The sequence below is a fragment of the Variovorax paradoxus genome (assembly GCF_029919115.1).
GTDB classification, from domain to species: domain Bacteria; phylum Pseudomonadota; class Gammaproteobacteria; order Burkholderiales; family Burkholderiaceae_C; genus Variovorax; species Variovorax paradoxus_O.
On the sequence record NZ_CP123990.1, the window covers coordinates 4365839 to 4379704 of the forward strand.

A 13866-nucleotide genomic window follows, 5' to 3' on the forward strand; every position below is an offset into this window, starting at 1 on the left:
GCAATCACTCCACAGTCACGCTCTTCGCAAGATTGCGCGGCTTGTCCACATCGGTCCCTCGCGCGCAGGCCGTGTGGTACGCGAGCAGCTGCAGCGGCACCACGTGGAGCAACGGCGACAGCGCGCCGTAGTGCTCGGGCATGCGAATGACGTGCAGGCCTTCGCTGCCCTTGATCCTGGTGTCGCCGTCGGCCAGCACGTAGAGCACGCCGCCGCGCGCGCGCACTTCCTGCAGGTTGCTCTTGAGCTTTTCGAGCAGGGCGTCGTTCGGCGCCACGGCCACCACGGGCATTTCGCTGGTGACCAGTGCGAGCGGGCCGTGCTTGAGCTCGCCGGCGGCATAGGCCTCGGCGTGGATGTAGGTCACTTCCTTGAGCTTGAGCGCGCCTTCGAGCGCAATCGGATAGTGCAGACCGCGGCCGAGGAAGAGCGCGTTGTCCTTGCGTGCGAAGTCTTCGGCCCAGCCGATGATCTGCGGCTCGAGCGCGAGCACCGACTGCAGCGCGACGGGCAGGTGGCGCATTTCCTTCAGGTAGCGCGCCTCGTCGGCTTCGGTGAGGCGGCCCTTGCTCTGCGCAATGGCGAGCGTCAGCAGGAAAAGCCCGGCCAGCTGCGTGGTGAAGGCCTTGGTCGAGGCCACGCCAATTTCGACCCCGGCGCGCGTGATGTAGGCGAGCTTGCATTCGCGCACCATGGCGCTGGTGGCCACGTTGCAGATGGTGAGCGTCTGCTCCATGCCGAGCGATCGCGCATGCTTGAGCGCGGCGAGCGTGTCGGCGGTTTCGCCCGACTGGCTGATGGTGACGACGAGCGTCTTGGGGTCGGGCACCGAGTCGCGGTAGCGGTATTCGCTCGCAATTTCGACCTGCGTCGATATCTTGGCAATGCCCTCGAGCCAGTACTTGGCGGTGCAGCCGCTGTAGTAGCTGGTACCGCACGCAAGGATGAGGATCTTGTCGATGTCCTTGAACACGCGGTGCGCGCTGGCGCCGGTGGCACCGTCCTGTCCGATGCCGTCGAACAGCTCGGGCACGATGCCGGCCACGCCTTCGAGGGTGTCGCCAATGGCGCGCGGCTGCTCGAAGATTTCTTTCTGCATGTAGTGGCGGTAGGGGCCGAGCTCGGCCGCGCCACTGTGGGCCTGCACGGTGCGCACCTGCCGCTGCACGGGCTTGTGGCTGCGGTCGACGATCCAGTATTTGCCGGGCTGCACATCGACCACGTCGCCTTCTTCGAGATAGACGATCTGGTCGGTGACGCCGGCCAGGGCCATGGCATCGCTTGCAAGAAAGTTTTCGCCGCCTTCCTTGCCCACGCCAAGAATGAGCGGCGAGCCCGCGCGGGCGCCGACCACGCGCTGCGGCTCGTCGCGGCAGATCACGGCAATGGCGTAGGCGCCGTGCAGCTGCAGCACCGCGGCTTTCACGGCTTCGAACAGGTCGCCGTCATACAGGCTGTCGACCAAGTGGGCCACCACCTCGGTATCGGTCTGGCTCTCGAACAGGTAGCCCTTGGCTTCGAGCGCGGCGCGCAGGGCTTCGTGGTTTTCGATGATGCCGTTGTGCACGAGCGCGATGCGGCCGGGGCGCGCGCCTTGCGCATCGGCGCCGGGGCCATGGCTGAAGTGCGGGTGCGCGTTGTGCACCGCCGGTGCGCCGTGCGTGGCCCAGCGGGTGTGGGCAATGCCGGTCAGGCCTTCGACATGGTCTTCGCGCACCTGCGTGACGAGGTCCGCCACGCGCGATGTGGTGCGCGCACGCGTGAGGCCCCCCGCATGAACCGCCACGCCGCAGGAGTCATAACCGCGGTATTCGAGCCTTTGAAGCCCCTGGACCAAGACCGGAACGATGTTGCGATGGGACGCTGCGCCGACGATGCCGCACATGGTGAACTGCCTTTGAATGAATAGGAGACCCGATAGTAGATATCGAACGGGAAAATTTGCATTCAAAATTACATTGAAATTTGAGCATTAATTTCACATCCCCACTGATTCGAATTTTTCTTCCATAATTCACCAATATATGGAATCAATCTCGCTGGATGCAATAGACCTCCGCTTGCTCGACGCGCTCCAGCGCGACGCATCGCAGACCAATCAGCGGCTGGCCGAAGGCGCAGGCATTTCGCCGCCGACCTGCCTGCGGCGCGTTCAACGCCTGCGGCAAGAGGGTCTCATCGAGCGGCAAGTCGCGCTGCTCTCGCCAGACCGCCTGGCAGCGGCGCTGGGCCACGGCCTGCAGGCCGTGGTCGAAATCTCGCTGGACCGGCAAGACGCGGCAGCGCTCGACGCCTTCGAAGCGCGCGTGATCGCCGACGACGCCGTGCAGCAGTGCTGGCGCGTTTCGCCGGGCCCGGACTTCGTGCTGGTGGTGGCCGCCCGCGACATGCCCGGCTACGGCGCACTCGCGCAGCGGCTTTTCAACGCGGACGCGAACGTTCGCAACGTCAAGGCCTTCTTCAGCCTGAAACGCGCGAAGTTCGAGCCCCGGCTGCCGCTGGGCTGAAGCCCTCGTCTTCTCAGGCCTTGGGCTTCTTCTGCGGACGCTTCCAGTTGGGAAAGCTCACCGGCTTGCTCCGCGCCACCGTAAGGGCTCCCGGCTCGGTCGATTTGTTCACGGTGGAGCCGCCCCCGATGGTGCCGCCCGCGCCAATGGTGACCGGAGCCACCAGCACGCAATTGCTGCCCACGTGCACGTCGTCCTCGATGACGGTGCGGTGCTTGTTGGCGCCGTCGTAGTTGGCGGTAATGCTGCCCGCGCCGTAGTTGACGCGCCGGCCCACGGTGGCGTCGCCAAGATAGGCCAGGTGGTTGGCCTTGGCACCCTCGGCCAGGGTCGAGTTCTTGACCTCGACGAAGTTGCCGATGTGCACTTCGGCGCCCAGCTGCGCACCCGGCCGCAGCCGGGCAAAGGGGCCGACGAGCGACCGTTCGCCGACCGTCACGCCCGCCTTTTCGCCTTCGATGTGGGTAAAGGGATGGATCACCGCGCCCGCCTCGATGCGCGCATTGGCAATCACGCAGTTGGCACCGATGCGCACGCCCTCGCCCAGGAACACCGAGCCTTCGAACACGCAGTTGATGTCGATCTCGACATCGGCCTCGCAAGACAGCGTGCCGCGCAGGTCGAAGCGCGCCGGATCGGCAAGCCGCACGCCCTGTGCCATGAGCGCTTCGGCCTGCCGCAGCTGCCAGGCACGCTCGAGGGCCGCCAGCTGCGCGGGGCTGTTGATGCCCGCCACCTGGAGCGCGTCGGTCGTGGATTGCGCGACCACCGGCACACCGTCGGACGCGGCCAGCTTGACGATGTCGACGAGGTAGTACTCGCCCTGGGCATTGCGGTTGTCCAGCCGCGCCAGCCAGCCCTTGAGCAGGCGGGCGGGCACGGCCATCACGCCGCTGTAGATTTCGCGGATTTCGCGCTGCGCCTCGGTCGCGTCCTTGTGCTCGACGATGGCCGTGACTCCGCCGCCCTCCTCCTCGGTGGCGCGGACGATGCGCCCGTAGCCCGTCGGGTCGTCGAATTCGATGGTCAGCAGCGCGAGCCGCTGGCCGGCGCTCGCGGCAATCAGCGCGCGCAGCGTTTCCTCGCCGATGAGCGGCACGTCGCCCGAAAGCACCAGCACCGTGCCGTCCTCGGGCAGGAGCGGAACCGCCTGCTGCACCGCGTGGCCGGTGCCCAGCTGCGGCTCCTGCCGCGCAAACTGCAGGCCGGCGCCGCCCGTGTTGCCGGAAGTCATGGCGGCCTCGACCTCGGCCGCGCCGTGCCCGGTCACCACGACCACATGGCGGGCGCCAATGCGCGCCGCGGTGTCGGTCACATGCGCGAGCAGTGCACGCCCGGCCAAACGATGCAACACTTTGGGCAGCCTGCTCTTCATGCGCGTGCCTTTGCCGGCCGCCATGATGACCACGTCGACCGGTCCCTGGTTGTCTTGCGAAATCTGATTCATGCTTCTTTCTACCCGAATGCGTTGCGCCAAGTTGGCGCGAATTATCGGCGTGCTGCTCGCGGCCGCCGCGCTGGGCGCCTGCAGCACGATCAAGCTGGCCTACAACAACCTGCCCGAGCTGAGCTATTGGTGGCTAGACGCCTACGTTGATTTCGACGGCTCGCAAACGCCGAAGGTGCGCGACGAACTCGCGCAACTGCTGAGCTGGCACCGTCAGAACGAGCTGCCTCGGGTGCTCGGCGTCTTGCAGGAAGCGCAGGCCCTGGCGCCGCGCGACGTGACCGCGGCCCAGGCCTGCCGCATGGCGGACCAGATCCGCGAACGCCTGCTGGCGGTGGCCGAGCACGCGGAACCCGCCGGCACCGAACTGGCGCTGAGCCTGTCCGAGCCGCAGTTGCAGCAGCTGGAGCGCAAGTACGCAAAGAACAACGCCGAATACCGCAAGGAGTGGCTCGACCGCAGCCCCTCGAAAGTGCAAGAGAAGCGCTACGAAAAGTTTCTCGAGCGCCTGGAAGATTTCTATGGCCGGTTGACGCCCGAGCAGCGCGAGCTGGTCCGGCGCCAGGTGGCGCAATCAGTCTTCGATCCGCGCATGGCCGCCGCCGAGCGCCGCCAGCGGCAGCAAGAGGCGCTGGTCCTGCTGCGCGGCTTCAACAGGGCCAAGCCACCGGCGCCCGAGGCGCGAGCGGCCATCCACGCCTATGTGATGCGCATTGCCGATCCGCCGCCGGGGCCGTGGCGCGATCATCAACAGGCACTGCTGCAGGAGGGCTGCCGCAACCTGGCGGCGCTGCACAACGCCACCAGCGCTAGCCAGCGCGAGCAGGCCGTGCGGCGGCTGCAGGCCTACCAGGACGATCTTCGGCAACTCTCGGCCGCGCCCTGAACCTGCTGTGCCACGAGGCACAGCAAGGTCAGATCAGGGGCGTCGGCCGCATGGGGCGTTCGAAATAGTCGCCCAGCGTCTCGAGCGCGTGCGGCTCGAGAATGCGCAGCCAGCCCGCATCGAGCTTGTAGAGCCCCAGGCCCTGCAGCTTGCGCAGCGTCTTGTTGGTGTGCACCAGCGAGAGTCCGAGTGCATCGGCCAGGTGCTGCTGGTTGAACGGAAACTCGACCCAGCCGTCGCGCACCATGCCGACCCGCTCGGCCCGGCGGTACAGGTGCATCAGCAGCATGGCGACTCGTTCGTTCGCGTTGCGGCGGCCGGCGGTCACCAGGTTGTCGTCGACCATCTTTTCCTCGCGTGCGGCAAGCCAGGTGATGTCGTAGCCCAGCTTGGGCTGGGCATGGAACAGCTCCCAGAGCCGTTCGCGCGAGAACGCGCAAAGGGTGGCGTCCGTCACGGCCTCCACGCCGTGCGTCTGGCCGTCGGCAAACTCGTCCTGCAGGCCGATGAAATCGCCCGGCAGCAGAAAACTCAGGATCTGCCGCCGCCCGTCGCTCAGCGTCTTGTAGCGAAACGCCCAGCCCGAATAAAGGGTGAACAGCTGGGCGCTTGGCCGGTGCTCTTCGACGATGGCGCCGCCGGCCGGCACGCGGCGGGCGCCGACCCGGAACGACTCGATGGTCTTTAACTCTTCAGTTGACGCCGGCAAGAAGGCATCGAGCTTGCGCAACGCGCAGTCGTCACAGGGATTGGCTCCCTGGGGCGGCAAGGCGGGAGGTAAATGGTCCTCGAATTTCACGCGTCACTATAGGCTTTTTACCAGTGTCTTTTTACATTTCGGCGTGTGCCGAGGGTCCATACACTTCGCACGTTTTCCGCCCCCGTTCGCATGACAGAAGAAAAGCAGCTTTTCGAAATTTTTTATTGCAGCGTGCTCACGCAAGACATGCCCCCCGCCACGGTCGGCGCCATCGTGACCCAGGCCCGCGCACGCAATGCGCAGCACGAGATCACCGGTCTTCTTGTTTTTGACGGCATGCGCTTCTGCCAGCACCTCGAAGGCCCGCCAGACGCCGTGAAGGCGCTGATGCAGCGCATCGACCAGGACACGAGGCATACCGATGTGCGGGTGGTTTACCAAGGCGCCTTGACCGCCCGCCGCTACACGGGCTTTGGCCTGGGCCTGGCCGAAAGCGAGGGCCCCCACCTCATGGCCGGGGTGCATGCACTGGAGGGCGAGGCCGCGCTCCAGCATTTCCTGGCGCTGCGGTCCAGCTTCGACATCAACGGCTGAAAACGAAAAAGGCGGCCGAAGCCGCCTTTCCGTCCGTGGGAGCTGGCCGGCTCAGGCGGCCGGGTCCCACGAGTAGGTGGCACCGTAGCCATCCCACGCTTCCATGACAATGCGCTGGCCGGCAGCCACGTTCAGCGATTCGCCCGGTGCCAGCACCAGGTCTTCGCTGGGATTGGCCGCCGTGGCGTCGGGCGTGATCCACACCCGGCCCTGCTTGACCCGCAGCACGCTGGACGAACGCGCCTTCAGGCTCATCGCCTCGCCGGGGGCAATTTGCCAGGCGCCACGGCGCACGGCCGGCGGAACGGCGGAAGCGGTGCGAGCGGCGGGCGACAGGGAAGCGAGCGATTGGTTGGTGCAGACGGCTGTGGACATGATGAAACTCCTTGGACTTTGCCGAAGTGCGATGACAGGACGGAGGCAATGGCGCAGTTCGGGAATGAATGATCGTTCGGGGCCTGTTGGCAGTCCAATGAAAACGAAGTAGCCTACTGATTCCGAATCCGCATCAATGGCCCGATGCCCTCCACGCCCCCGTCCATGCAGCACTCCCAAACCCATCTGCGCTCCCGCCCCATTTCTGCCGGGCACTTGCGCGCCTTCGAAGCCGTGGCGCGGCACCTGAACTTTCGGGCGGCCGCCGAAGAAATGGCGCTCACCCAGTCGGCGGTGAGCCGCCAGATCCAGTCGCTGGAAGAAGAAGTGGGCGTGGCGCTGTTCCTGCGCCATACGAGGGCCGTGGAGCTCACGAGCGCCGGGGCGCAGCTGTTGCTGGCGGTGCAGCAATCGCTGCCGCGCATCGATACGGCCGTGCGGCAGATCCGCCAGAGCGCGGGGCGCAAGAGCGTGTCGCTCACCACTTTTGCCTCTTTTGCATCGATGTGGCTCATTCCGCGGCTCGAGGCTTTTCAGCGCGACAACCCCGAGATCGACATCCGCATCGACGCCAGCGACGTCGCCGTAGACCTGGAAGTGGCCGATGTGGACATTGCCCTTCGCTACGGTCCGCGTGAAGCCATGCCGGCCACTGCCGTGCGCCTGTTTGGCGAAACCCTGACGCCCGTGGCGAGCCCCTGGCTATTGAAGAGCAGCCCGCCCATCAAGACACCGGCCGACATTGCCGGCTTTACGCTGATCGAGGCCGGCGATGCGCACCGCACGCACCTCGAATGGCTGACGTGGCGGCGCTGGTTCGAGGTGAACGGACTCGAAAGGGCGCAGCCCAAGCGCTGGCTCTACTTCAACTATGCCTACCAGATGGTTCAAGCCGCCCTTACCGGCCAGGGCGTAACGCTCGCGCGCAGCTCGCTCATTGCCGAAAGCCTGGCCAACGGCGACCTGGTCGAGGTGCTGCCGCAGCACCGCATGGATTCGCCGATGGGCTACTGGCTGATCGCGGGGCCGCGCAATGCGCTGCGGCCGGAAATCAGGGCCTTCTGGGACTGGCTGCAGGCGCAGGCCATCACCACGCGCGAGACCATCGGCGAGGTGCCCGACCCGGACACCGTGGACAACATCGACTGACCGCGCTCAGGAGGTTGGCCAGACGACGCCGTTGTCGTTGAGGATGGCGTCCAGCGGCAGGTCGTGCGCCTCGGGTTCGTATTCGTCGAGAAAGCCGTTGGTAAAGCCCAGCCCCACCGTGAAAGGGCGCGGCTCCAGCGCGGCCAGCGTGCGGTCGTAGAAGCCGCCGCCGTAGCCCAGGCGGTAGCCGCCGGCGCTGTAGCCCACGCAGGGCACGAACAGCAGCGTGGGCACGATGAGCTCGGTGTCCTTGGGCTTGGGAATGCCGTAGGCGTCTTCTTCCATCTGGCAGCCGGGGTACCAGGCGTGAAAGGTCAGCGTCTTGTGCACCTTGTTCATCACCGGCAGGCCGATACGGCGGCGCTGCGGTTCGTCGATGAGCTCGCCGTCTTCCTTCCAGCGGTGCAATGCGGGCAGCGGATCGAATTCGCCCTTGATGGGCCAGTAGGCGCCAATCACGGTGTCGGGCCGCCCGACCAGCCAGATTCGCATGACCCGCTGCAGAAGGTCGGCCCTGGCCAGGCGGTCGGGCATGGCCAGGCGCTGCTCGATCAGTGCTTTTCGCAGCTGATCCTTGAGAAAACTCACGGTCGCCGAGGTGTCGGCATCCTTTGACTTGTCCATAATCCCCCGATGCAGTTCCCAAGCATTTTGGCATCCATGCGCCATCGCCCGCGCGGCGCAACACCCGCACTCGTTTTTTCCGCCGTTCTGGCAGCTGCCGCACTGCTTTCGCAGCAGCCCGCCGCCGCACAGAACAACAGCAACGACGACGTGCTCATCCAGATGAAGCAGGCGTTCCAGCGCGGAGACAAGGCGCGCCTTGCCGCCCTGCTGCCCCAGGCGCGCGGCCACGCGCTCGAACCGTGGGCCGCCTATTGGGAGCTCAAGGCCCGCCTGCAGGAAGCCACGCCGAACGAGGTGCAAGACTTCTTCGCGCGCTACCCCGGCACCTACCAGGAAGACCGCCTTCGCAACGACTGGCTGCTGCTGCTGGGCCAGCGCCGCGACTGGGACGGCTTTTCCGCCGCAATCGCCGGCTTCCGCATGGGCGACGACGCGCAGGTGCGCTGCTATGCGGTGTTGGTCGAAGCCCTGCGCTCCGGCACCGCCACCCAGGCCCAGGCCGACGAAGTACGCCGCAACTGGTTCAGCCAGAAAGAGGCGGACGACGGTTGCCTTACCGCCGCCGACCGCATGGTTGCCGCGCGTCTGATCTCGACCAACGACGTCTGGAAGAAAGCCCGCCTGGCCATGGAAGCCAACCGCCCGCAAGCCGCGCGCGGCGCCGTGACCATCGCGGCGCCCGATGCGCTGCCGCTCTTCGAAGAGCTCAACGCGAGCGCACCCAAGTTCCTGACCGGCCGCGCCTTCGTGGCCGCCAAGTCGCGCAAGGAGCTGGTGGTGCTTGCGCTCATCAAGACTGCCATGGCCGACCCGGAACAGGCCGCTACCCAGCTCGACAGCAAATGGGGGCCCATGCTTTCCGCCGAGGAGCGCAACTGGCTCTGGGGCACCATCGGCCGCCAGTCGGCAAGCAAGCTCTCGCCCATGGCCGGCAGCTACTTCGGCAACGTCACCAAGAACAGCGACCTGTCCGACGACATGCTCGGCTGGCGCGTGCGCGCCGCGCTGCGCAACGGCCAGTGGAAAGAGGTGTTGCCCGCCATCAACGCCATGAGCGAAACCGCCCAGCTCGACCCGACCTGGGTCTACTGGAAAGCGCGCGCGCTCAGCGCCGCGGGCGACGACGAGCGCCGCGCACAGGCTCGGGAGCTCTACCAGAGCATTGCCGGTACGCGCGGCTTCTATGAAATGCTGGCGCTCGAAGAGCTGGGCCAGCGCACCGTCACGCCCACTCGCCCCGCGCCCCTCACGCCTGAAGAGAAAAACGCCGCGCGCAGCAACCCCGCGCTCAGCCGCGCGCTCTACGCCATCGGCATCGGCCTGCGCCCCGAGGGCACGCGCGAATGGAACTACGCCACCAACCTGCACGACAAGGGCGGCATGGACGACCGCGCGCTGCTGGCCGCAGCCGACCTCGCCTGCCAGCGCGAGGTGTGGGACCGCTGCATCAACACCAGCGAGCGCACCAAGGGGGTGATCGACGCGGAGCAGCGCTTCCCCATGCCGTTCCACGACACGGTGCTGCGCAAGAGCCAGGACATCGGGCTCGACCCGGCCTACGTCTATGGGCTGATCCGCCAGGAGAGCCGCTTCATCATGGACGCGCGCTCGGGCGTGGGTGCCTCGGGCCTCATGCAGGTAATGCCTGCCACCGCGCGCTGGACCGCGCGCAAGATCGGCATGAACGACTTCACGCCCGGGCAGATTACCGACCGCGAAACCAACATCACCATCGGCACCAACTACCTGAAGCTGGCGCTCGACGACTTCGACGGCTCCATGGCCCTGGCCGCCGCGGCCTACAACGCCGGCCCCGGCCGGCCGCGCAGCTGGCGCAATGGCCCGGTCATGGAAGCTGCAATCTGGGCCGAGAACGTGCCGTTCAACGAAACGCGCGACTACGTGAAGAAGGTGCTGGCCAACACCACCAACTACGCCGCACTGATCAGCGGCCGCCCCCAGTCGCTGAAAGAGCGCCTGGGCCGGGTGGGCCCGCGCGACGCCTCCGAGCCCGAGCCCAACAAGGACCTCCCCTGAGATGAGTTGGGGCGACCAGGTACTCGACACCGTCGCGGCCGAGTTCTCGGACGTGGGCGACATCGCCCAGCTCGCCCGCATCGTGGTTCGCCTGATGCTGGCGGCGGTCATCGGTTTCCTGCTCGGCTTCGAACGCGAGCAGCAGGGCAAGGCGGCCGGCGTGCGCACCCACATGCTGGTGGCCATCGGATCGGCGCTGTTCGTGCTCATTCCCCAGCAGACGGGCATTGTTCCGGCCGACATGAGCCGGGTGATCCAGGGCCTGGTGGCGGGCGTGGGCTTTCTCTGCGCGGGCACCATCCTCAAGCAGGGCAAGGACGAGCACCAGGTGCAGGGCCTCACCACCGCGGCGGGCCTGTGGATGACGGCCGCCATTGGCATGGCCTGCGGACTCGGCCGCGAAGTGACCGCGGTACTGAGCGCGCTGCTCGCGCTGGCCGTGCTTTCACTGGTGCCGCGCCTGGTCGACCTGATCGAGCGCGTGGTCGGCCCGCCGCGCGGTGAAGACAAGGACGGCAAGGCCGCCCGCGTGATCGCCTCGCCAGAAGACGCGCCGCCGCGCTGAAGAAGCAAAAAGCGCGGTGCGCCGCACGCATCAATTCGCGCGCGCTTCGGCATCAATCGGCAAGCACGGCCGGGCTAGGATTGAAGGTTTCCGTTTCATCTGAACCGCAGGATCACACGATGCGCAAGCTCTACATCGGCAACAAGAACTACTCGTCCTGGTCCATGCGGCCTTGGGTGCTCATGAAGCAGGCCGGCATTCCGTTCGAGGAAGTGAAGGTGCGCTTCGATTCCTTCGAGGCCAACTCTCAGTTCAAGAAAACCATCAGCACGTTGAATCCCGTCGCCAAGGTGCCGGTGCTGGTCGACGGCGACCTGGTGGTATGGGACACGCTGGCCATTGCCGAATACCTGGCCGAGACCTTTCCCGAAAAGCAGCTGTGGCCCCGCGCCTTGGCCGACCGGGCACGCGCGCGCAGCATCTGCGCCGAAATGCACTCGGGCTTCGGCAACCTTCGCACCCTTTGCGGCATGAACATCGAGGCATCCCTGGCGGACGTCGGCGCGCAGTTGCTGAAGGACAACCCCGGCCTGCAAGGCGAGGTCGACCGCATCGCGCAGATGTGGACCGACCTGCTCGACGCCCACGGCGGCCCCATGCTGTTCGGGGAGTTCACCAATGCAGACGCCTACTTTGCGCCCGTCGGCACACGGATCAAGACCTACGGGTTGCCGGTGCCGCCGTCCATTTCGGCCTACATCGAGCGCGTGCAGGCCCTGCCCGGCATCAAGGCATGGATCGACGATGCCTTGGCCGAGAAGGACTTCCTGCGGTTCGAAGAGCCCTACCGCAAGGGCCGCTGAAGCCCTCTTCGGCTTTTTTCAGAAGCGGTAGGTCGCCGACAGGTAGGTCACGATCGGGTTCAGCTTCAGCCTGGCCTCGCTGATTCCGACCGGTACGCCGGTGATGGTCGACGTCGTGAGCTTGGCCTTGGTCTTGAGCGGAATATAGGAAACCGAGAACGACACGCCCCAGTGCTTGTCGATCTGGTAGGCCACGCCGGCGTTGAGCACGGGCGCGAACGAACTGTCGAGCTTGGCCGTGGTCGAGGTGGAGAGCGGCCGCTGGCGCAGTTGGCTGCCAAGGGCGCCCTGGAGCTCGGGCGTCAGCTTCACGTCGCTATACCAGACATACGTCGCACCCAGGCCCACGAAGGGGCGCCAGGCCGAGTTGCCTTCGTTGAAGTAGTACTTGCCGAGAATCGTGGGGCTCCATTGGCGCGCTTCGCCCAATTCGCCCAGGCGGCCCAACGTGCCAGTGCCCTCCAGCTTGAACTTGGGCGGAACGCCGAACACGCCCTCGACGGCCCAGTGGCTGTCGATGAAATAGACAGCGCTCAGGCCCAGGGTGTCCGAATCCTTGACCGATGCGCCCGAACCGACCAGCACGCTCTGCACCGGCGCCGTCAGCGTCAGGGGCTTGCTCGAATCCTGCGGCGAGAAATGGAGCCAACCCGCACCCACCACCCAGTCTCCGGCGTTTTGCGCCCACGCACCGCCGGACGCCAGCGCGCCCACGGCGGCCAGCGCAAACATCGTTTTCTTCATCGTTGATTGCTCCTTTTGGTTTAAAAATCTGCAACGAAGCGGGTTCCGCTGCCAGCACCGCTTCTTTTCAGGCAAACCGGCGAATGAATGCCAGCTTGCAAAGCAATTATCGAACGACCGTTCTATTTTTATCTCTGAGGGGTATCCCTACACTCGGCGCATGAAAACCTATCTTGTCGGCGGTGCGCTGCGCGACCGGCTGCTCGGGCGGCCGGTGTCCGACCATGACTGGCTGGTAGTTGGCGCCACGCCCGAAGAAATGACTGCGCGCGGCTACCTGCCCGTGGGCCGCGACTTTCCGGTGTTTCTGCATCCGCAGACCCGCGAGGAATACGCGCTCGCCCGCACCGAGCGCAAAAGCGCTCCCGGTTACCGCGGCTTCACCGTTCATGCCTCGCCCGACGTCACCCTGGAGCAAGACCTGGCGCGGCGCGACCTCACGGTCAACGCCATTGCAATGCCCGCCGAGCTGGTGGACGCAGAGGGCCGCTTCGACCCCACCCCTGAGAAGCTCGAAGACCCGTTCAACGGCCGGAGCGACCTGCAGCAAAAGCTGCTGCGGCACGTGACCGACGCCTTCCGCGAAGACCCGGTGCGCATCCTGCGGGTGGCACGCTTCGCGGCGCGCTTCGACGATTTTTCGGTCGCGCCCGAAACCATGGCCCTGATGCGCGAGATGGTCCAGGCGGGCGAAACCGATGCGCTGGTGGCCGAGCGCGTCTGGCAGGAGCTGGCTCGCGGCCTGATGGAAACAAGCCCCTCGCGCATGTTCGAAGTGCTGCGGGCCTGCGGCGCGCTGGCCGTGCTGCTGCCCGAGGTCGACAGGCTCTGGGGCGTGCCGCAATCCGCGGAACATCATCCCGAGGTGGACACCGGCGTGCACCTGATGATGGTGGTCGATACCAGCGCCAGGCTGCAGGCGCCGCTGGCAGTGCGCTTTGCCTGCCTGATGCACGACCTTGGCAAAGGCACGACCGAGCCCGGCCTCTTGCCGCGCCACATCGGGCACGAAAAGCGCAGCGCCGAACTGCTGCACGCCGTATGCGACCGCTGGCGCGTGCCGGTCGACATTCGCGAATTGGCCGAGGTGGTGGCGCGCGAGCACGGCAACATCCACGCCAGCGGCGAACTCGATGCACCCGAACTGGTGCGCCTGCTCGAGCGCTGCGATGCGTTCCGCAAGCCCGCGCGCTTTGCCGAGGTGCTGCTGGCTTGCGAGTGCGACTCGCGCGGCCGGCTGGGGTTTGAAGACCAGCCCTATCCGCAGCGCGAGCGGCTGATGGCGGTGCACCGCGCAGCGGCCGGCGTGGCCACCGATGCGGTGGCACGCACGGCACAGCAGTCGGGCGCCACGGGGCCGCAGATCGGCGAGGCGATCCACCGCGCCCGGGTCGAGGCCGTGGCGGCGTTGCCGGGCTGAAGCGGCCCCGCC

Annotated in this window: 14 protein-coding genes; 8 read left to right on the forward strand and 6 right to left on the reverse strand. The window is 66.4% G+C overall.

The window, feature by feature from the left end; genetic code table 11:
• Window positions 1–4 precede the first annotated feature (4 nt).
• The gene (gene glmS, locus QHG62_RS21050) at window positions 5–1885 is read right to left on the reverse strand and encodes a glutamine--fructose-6-phosphate transaminase (isomerizing) (protein ID WP_281147608.1); all 1881 of its coding nucleotides are present in this window, start codon (window positions 1883–1885) and stop codon (window positions 5–7) included.
• Window positions 1886–2024: 139 nt separating this feature from the next.
• Between glmS and QHG62_RS21055 the strand changes: the two genes are divergently transcribed.
• Window positions 2025–2507, forward strand: a complete 483-nt coding sequence (locus QHG62_RS21055; RefSeq protein WP_281147609.1) for an Lrp/AsnC family transcriptional regulator — start codon at window positions 2025–2027, stop codon at window positions 2505–2507.
• Between the two features lie 13 nt (window positions 2508–2520).
• Here the strand turns inward: QHG62_RS21055 and glmU are convergent, their stop codons facing one another.
• Window positions 2521–3954: a bifunctional UDP-N-acetylglucosamine diphosphorylase/glucosamine-1-phosphate N-acetyltransferase GlmU gene (gene glmU, locus QHG62_RS21060; protein ID WP_281147610.1), complete on the reverse strand. Its 1434-nt coding sequence runs from the start codon at window positions 3952–3954 to the stop codon at window positions 2521–2523.
• Here glmU and QHG62_RS21065 point away from each other — a divergent pair.
• Entirely contained in the window at window positions 3953–4840 is an 888-nt protein-coding gene (locus QHG62_RS21065) for a DUF6279 family lipoprotein (RefSeq protein WP_281147611.1), read from the forward strand. The two genes, glmU and QHG62_RS21065, sit on opposite strands and share 2 nt — an antisense overlap.
• Window positions 4841–4868: 28 nt before the next feature.
• Here the strand turns inward: QHG62_RS21065 and QHG62_RS21070 are convergent, their stop codons facing one another.
• Entirely contained in the window at window positions 4869–5570 is a 702-nt protein-coding gene (locus QHG62_RS21070; RefSeq protein ID WP_281147612.1) for a Crp/Fnr family transcriptional regulator, read from the reverse strand.
• Between the two features lie 159 nt (window positions 5571–5729).
• Between QHG62_RS21070 and QHG62_RS21075 the strand changes: the two genes are divergently transcribed.
• Complete coding sequence (locus tag QHG62_RS21075) at window positions 5730–6134, forward strand: BLUF domain-containing protein (RefSeq protein WP_281147613.1); 405 nt, start codon at window positions 5730–5732, stop codon at window positions 6132–6134.
• Window positions 6135–6185: 51 nt separating this feature from the next.
• Here the strand turns inward: QHG62_RS21075 and QHG62_RS21080 are convergent, their stop codons facing one another.
• Window positions 6186–6509, reverse strand: a complete 324-nt coding sequence (locus QHG62_RS21080; protein WP_281147614.1) for a DUF2917 domain-containing protein — start codon at window positions 6507–6509, stop codon at window positions 6186–6188.
• A gap of 165 nt (window positions 6510–6674) precedes the next feature.
• Here QHG62_RS21080 and QHG62_RS21085 point away from each other — a divergent pair, with 165 nt between their 5' ends.
• The gene (locus QHG62_RS21085; RefSeq protein ID WP_157612102.1) at window positions 6675–7658 is read left to right on the forward strand and encodes a LysR substrate-binding domain-containing protein; all 984 of its coding nucleotides are present in this window, start codon (window positions 6675–6677) and stop codon (window positions 7656–7658) included.
• A gap of 6 nt (window positions 7659–7664) precedes the next feature.
• On the opposite strand, the gene QHG62_RS21090 is transcribed toward QHG62_RS21085, so the two are convergent.
• The gene (locus tag QHG62_RS21090; protein ID WP_258504104.1) at window positions 7665–8282 is read right to left on the reverse strand and encodes a 5-formyltetrahydrofolate cyclo-ligase; all 618 of its coding nucleotides are present in this window, start codon (window positions 8280–8282) and stop codon (window positions 7665–7667) included.
• Between the two features lie 36 nt (window positions 8283–8318).
• Here QHG62_RS21090 and QHG62_RS21095 point away from each other — a divergent pair, with 36 nt between their 5' ends.
• From QHG62_RS21095 to QHG62_RS21105, 3 genes are all read left to right on the forward strand, one after another.
• Window positions 8319–10322: a lytic transglycosylase domain-containing protein gene (locus QHG62_RS21095; protein ID WP_281147615.1), complete on the forward strand. Its 2004-nt coding sequence runs from the start codon at window positions 8319–8321 to the stop codon at window positions 10320–10322.
• A 1-nt stretch (window position 10323) separates the two neighbouring features.
• Window positions 10324–10887 carry an MgtC/SapB family protein gene (locus QHG62_RS21100; protein ID WP_281147616.1) on the forward strand — a complete coding sequence of 188 codons (564 nt, stop codon included), beginning with the start codon at window positions 10324–10326 and terminating at the stop codon, window positions 10885–10887.
• 119 nt (window positions 10888–11006) lie between these two features.
• Window positions 11007–11690 (forward strand): glutathione S-transferase family protein, encoded by a 684-nt coding sequence (locus QHG62_RS21105; protein WP_281147617.1) that lies wholly within the window; start codon window positions 11007–11009, stop codon window positions 11688–11690.
• Between the two features lie 18 nt (window positions 11691–11708).
• Here QHG62_RS21105 and QHG62_RS21110 read toward each other — a convergent pair whose 3' ends face one another.
• Window positions 11709–12434: an OmpW/AlkL family protein gene (locus QHG62_RS21110; protein ID WP_281147618.1), complete on the reverse strand. Its 726-nt coding sequence runs from the start codon at window positions 12432–12434 to the stop codon at window positions 11709–11711.
• A 160-nt stretch (window positions 12435–12594) separates the two neighbouring features.
• Here QHG62_RS21110 and QHG62_RS21115 point away from each other — a divergent pair, with 160 nt between their 5' ends.
• Complete coding sequence (locus tag QHG62_RS21115; protein WP_281147619.1) at window positions 12595–13854, forward strand: multifunctional CCA addition/repair protein; 1260 nt, start codon at window positions 12595–12597, stop codon at window positions 13852–13854.
• The last annotated feature ends 12 nt before the right edge of the window (window positions 13855–13866 follow it).

Coding starts and splice junctions, on each gene's coding strand:
- QHG62_RS21075 (WP_281147613.1), top strand. CDS start 5,730: ATGACAGAAGAAAAGCAGCTTTTCGAAATTTTTTATTGCAGCGTGCTC.
- QHG62_RS21110 (WP_281147618.1), bottom strand. CDS start 12,434: ATGAAGAAAACGATGTTTGCGCTGGCCGCCGTGGGCGCGCTGGCGTCC.
- glmS (WP_281147608.1), bottom strand. CDS start 1,885: ATGTGCGGCATCGTCGGCGCAGCGTCCCATCGCAACATCGTTCCGGTC.
- QHG62_RS21055 (WP_281147609.1), top strand. CDS start 2,025: ATGGAATCAATCTCGCTGGATGCAATAGACCTCCGCTTGCTCGACGCG.
- QHG62_RS21105 (WP_281147617.1), top strand. CDS start 11,007: ATGCGCAAGCTCTACATCGGCAACAAGAACTACTCGTCCTGGTCCATG.
- QHG62_RS21090 (WP_258504104.1), bottom strand. CDS start 8,282: ATGGACAAGTCAAAGGATGCCGACACCTCGGCGACCGTGAGTTTTCTC.
- QHG62_RS21065 (WP_281147611.1), top strand. CDS start 3,953: ATGCTTCTTTCTACCCGAATGCGTTGCGCCAAGTTGGCGCGAATTATC.
- QHG62_RS21115 (WP_281147619.1), top strand. CDS start 12,595: ATGAAAACCTATCTTGTCGGCGGTGCGCTGCGCGACCGGCTGCTCGGG.
- glmU (WP_281147610.1), bottom strand. CDS start 3,954: ATGAATCAGATTTCGCAAGACAACCAGGGACCGGTCGACGTGGTCATC.
- QHG62_RS21080 (WP_281147614.1), bottom strand. CDS start 6,509: ATGTCCACAGCCGTCTGCACCAACCAATCGCTCGCTTCCCTGTCGCCC.
- QHG62_RS21095 (WP_281147615.1), top strand. CDS start 8,319: ATGCGCCATCGCCCGCGCGGCGCAACACCCGCACTCGTTTTTTCCGCC.
- QHG62_RS21100 (WP_281147616.1), top strand. CDS start 10,324: ATGAGTTGGGGCGACCAGGTACTCGACACCGTCGCGGCCGAGTTCTCG.
- QHG62_RS21085 (WP_157612102.1), top strand. CDS start 6,675: ATGCAGCACTCCCAAACCCATCTGCGCTCCCGCCCCATTTCTGCCGGG.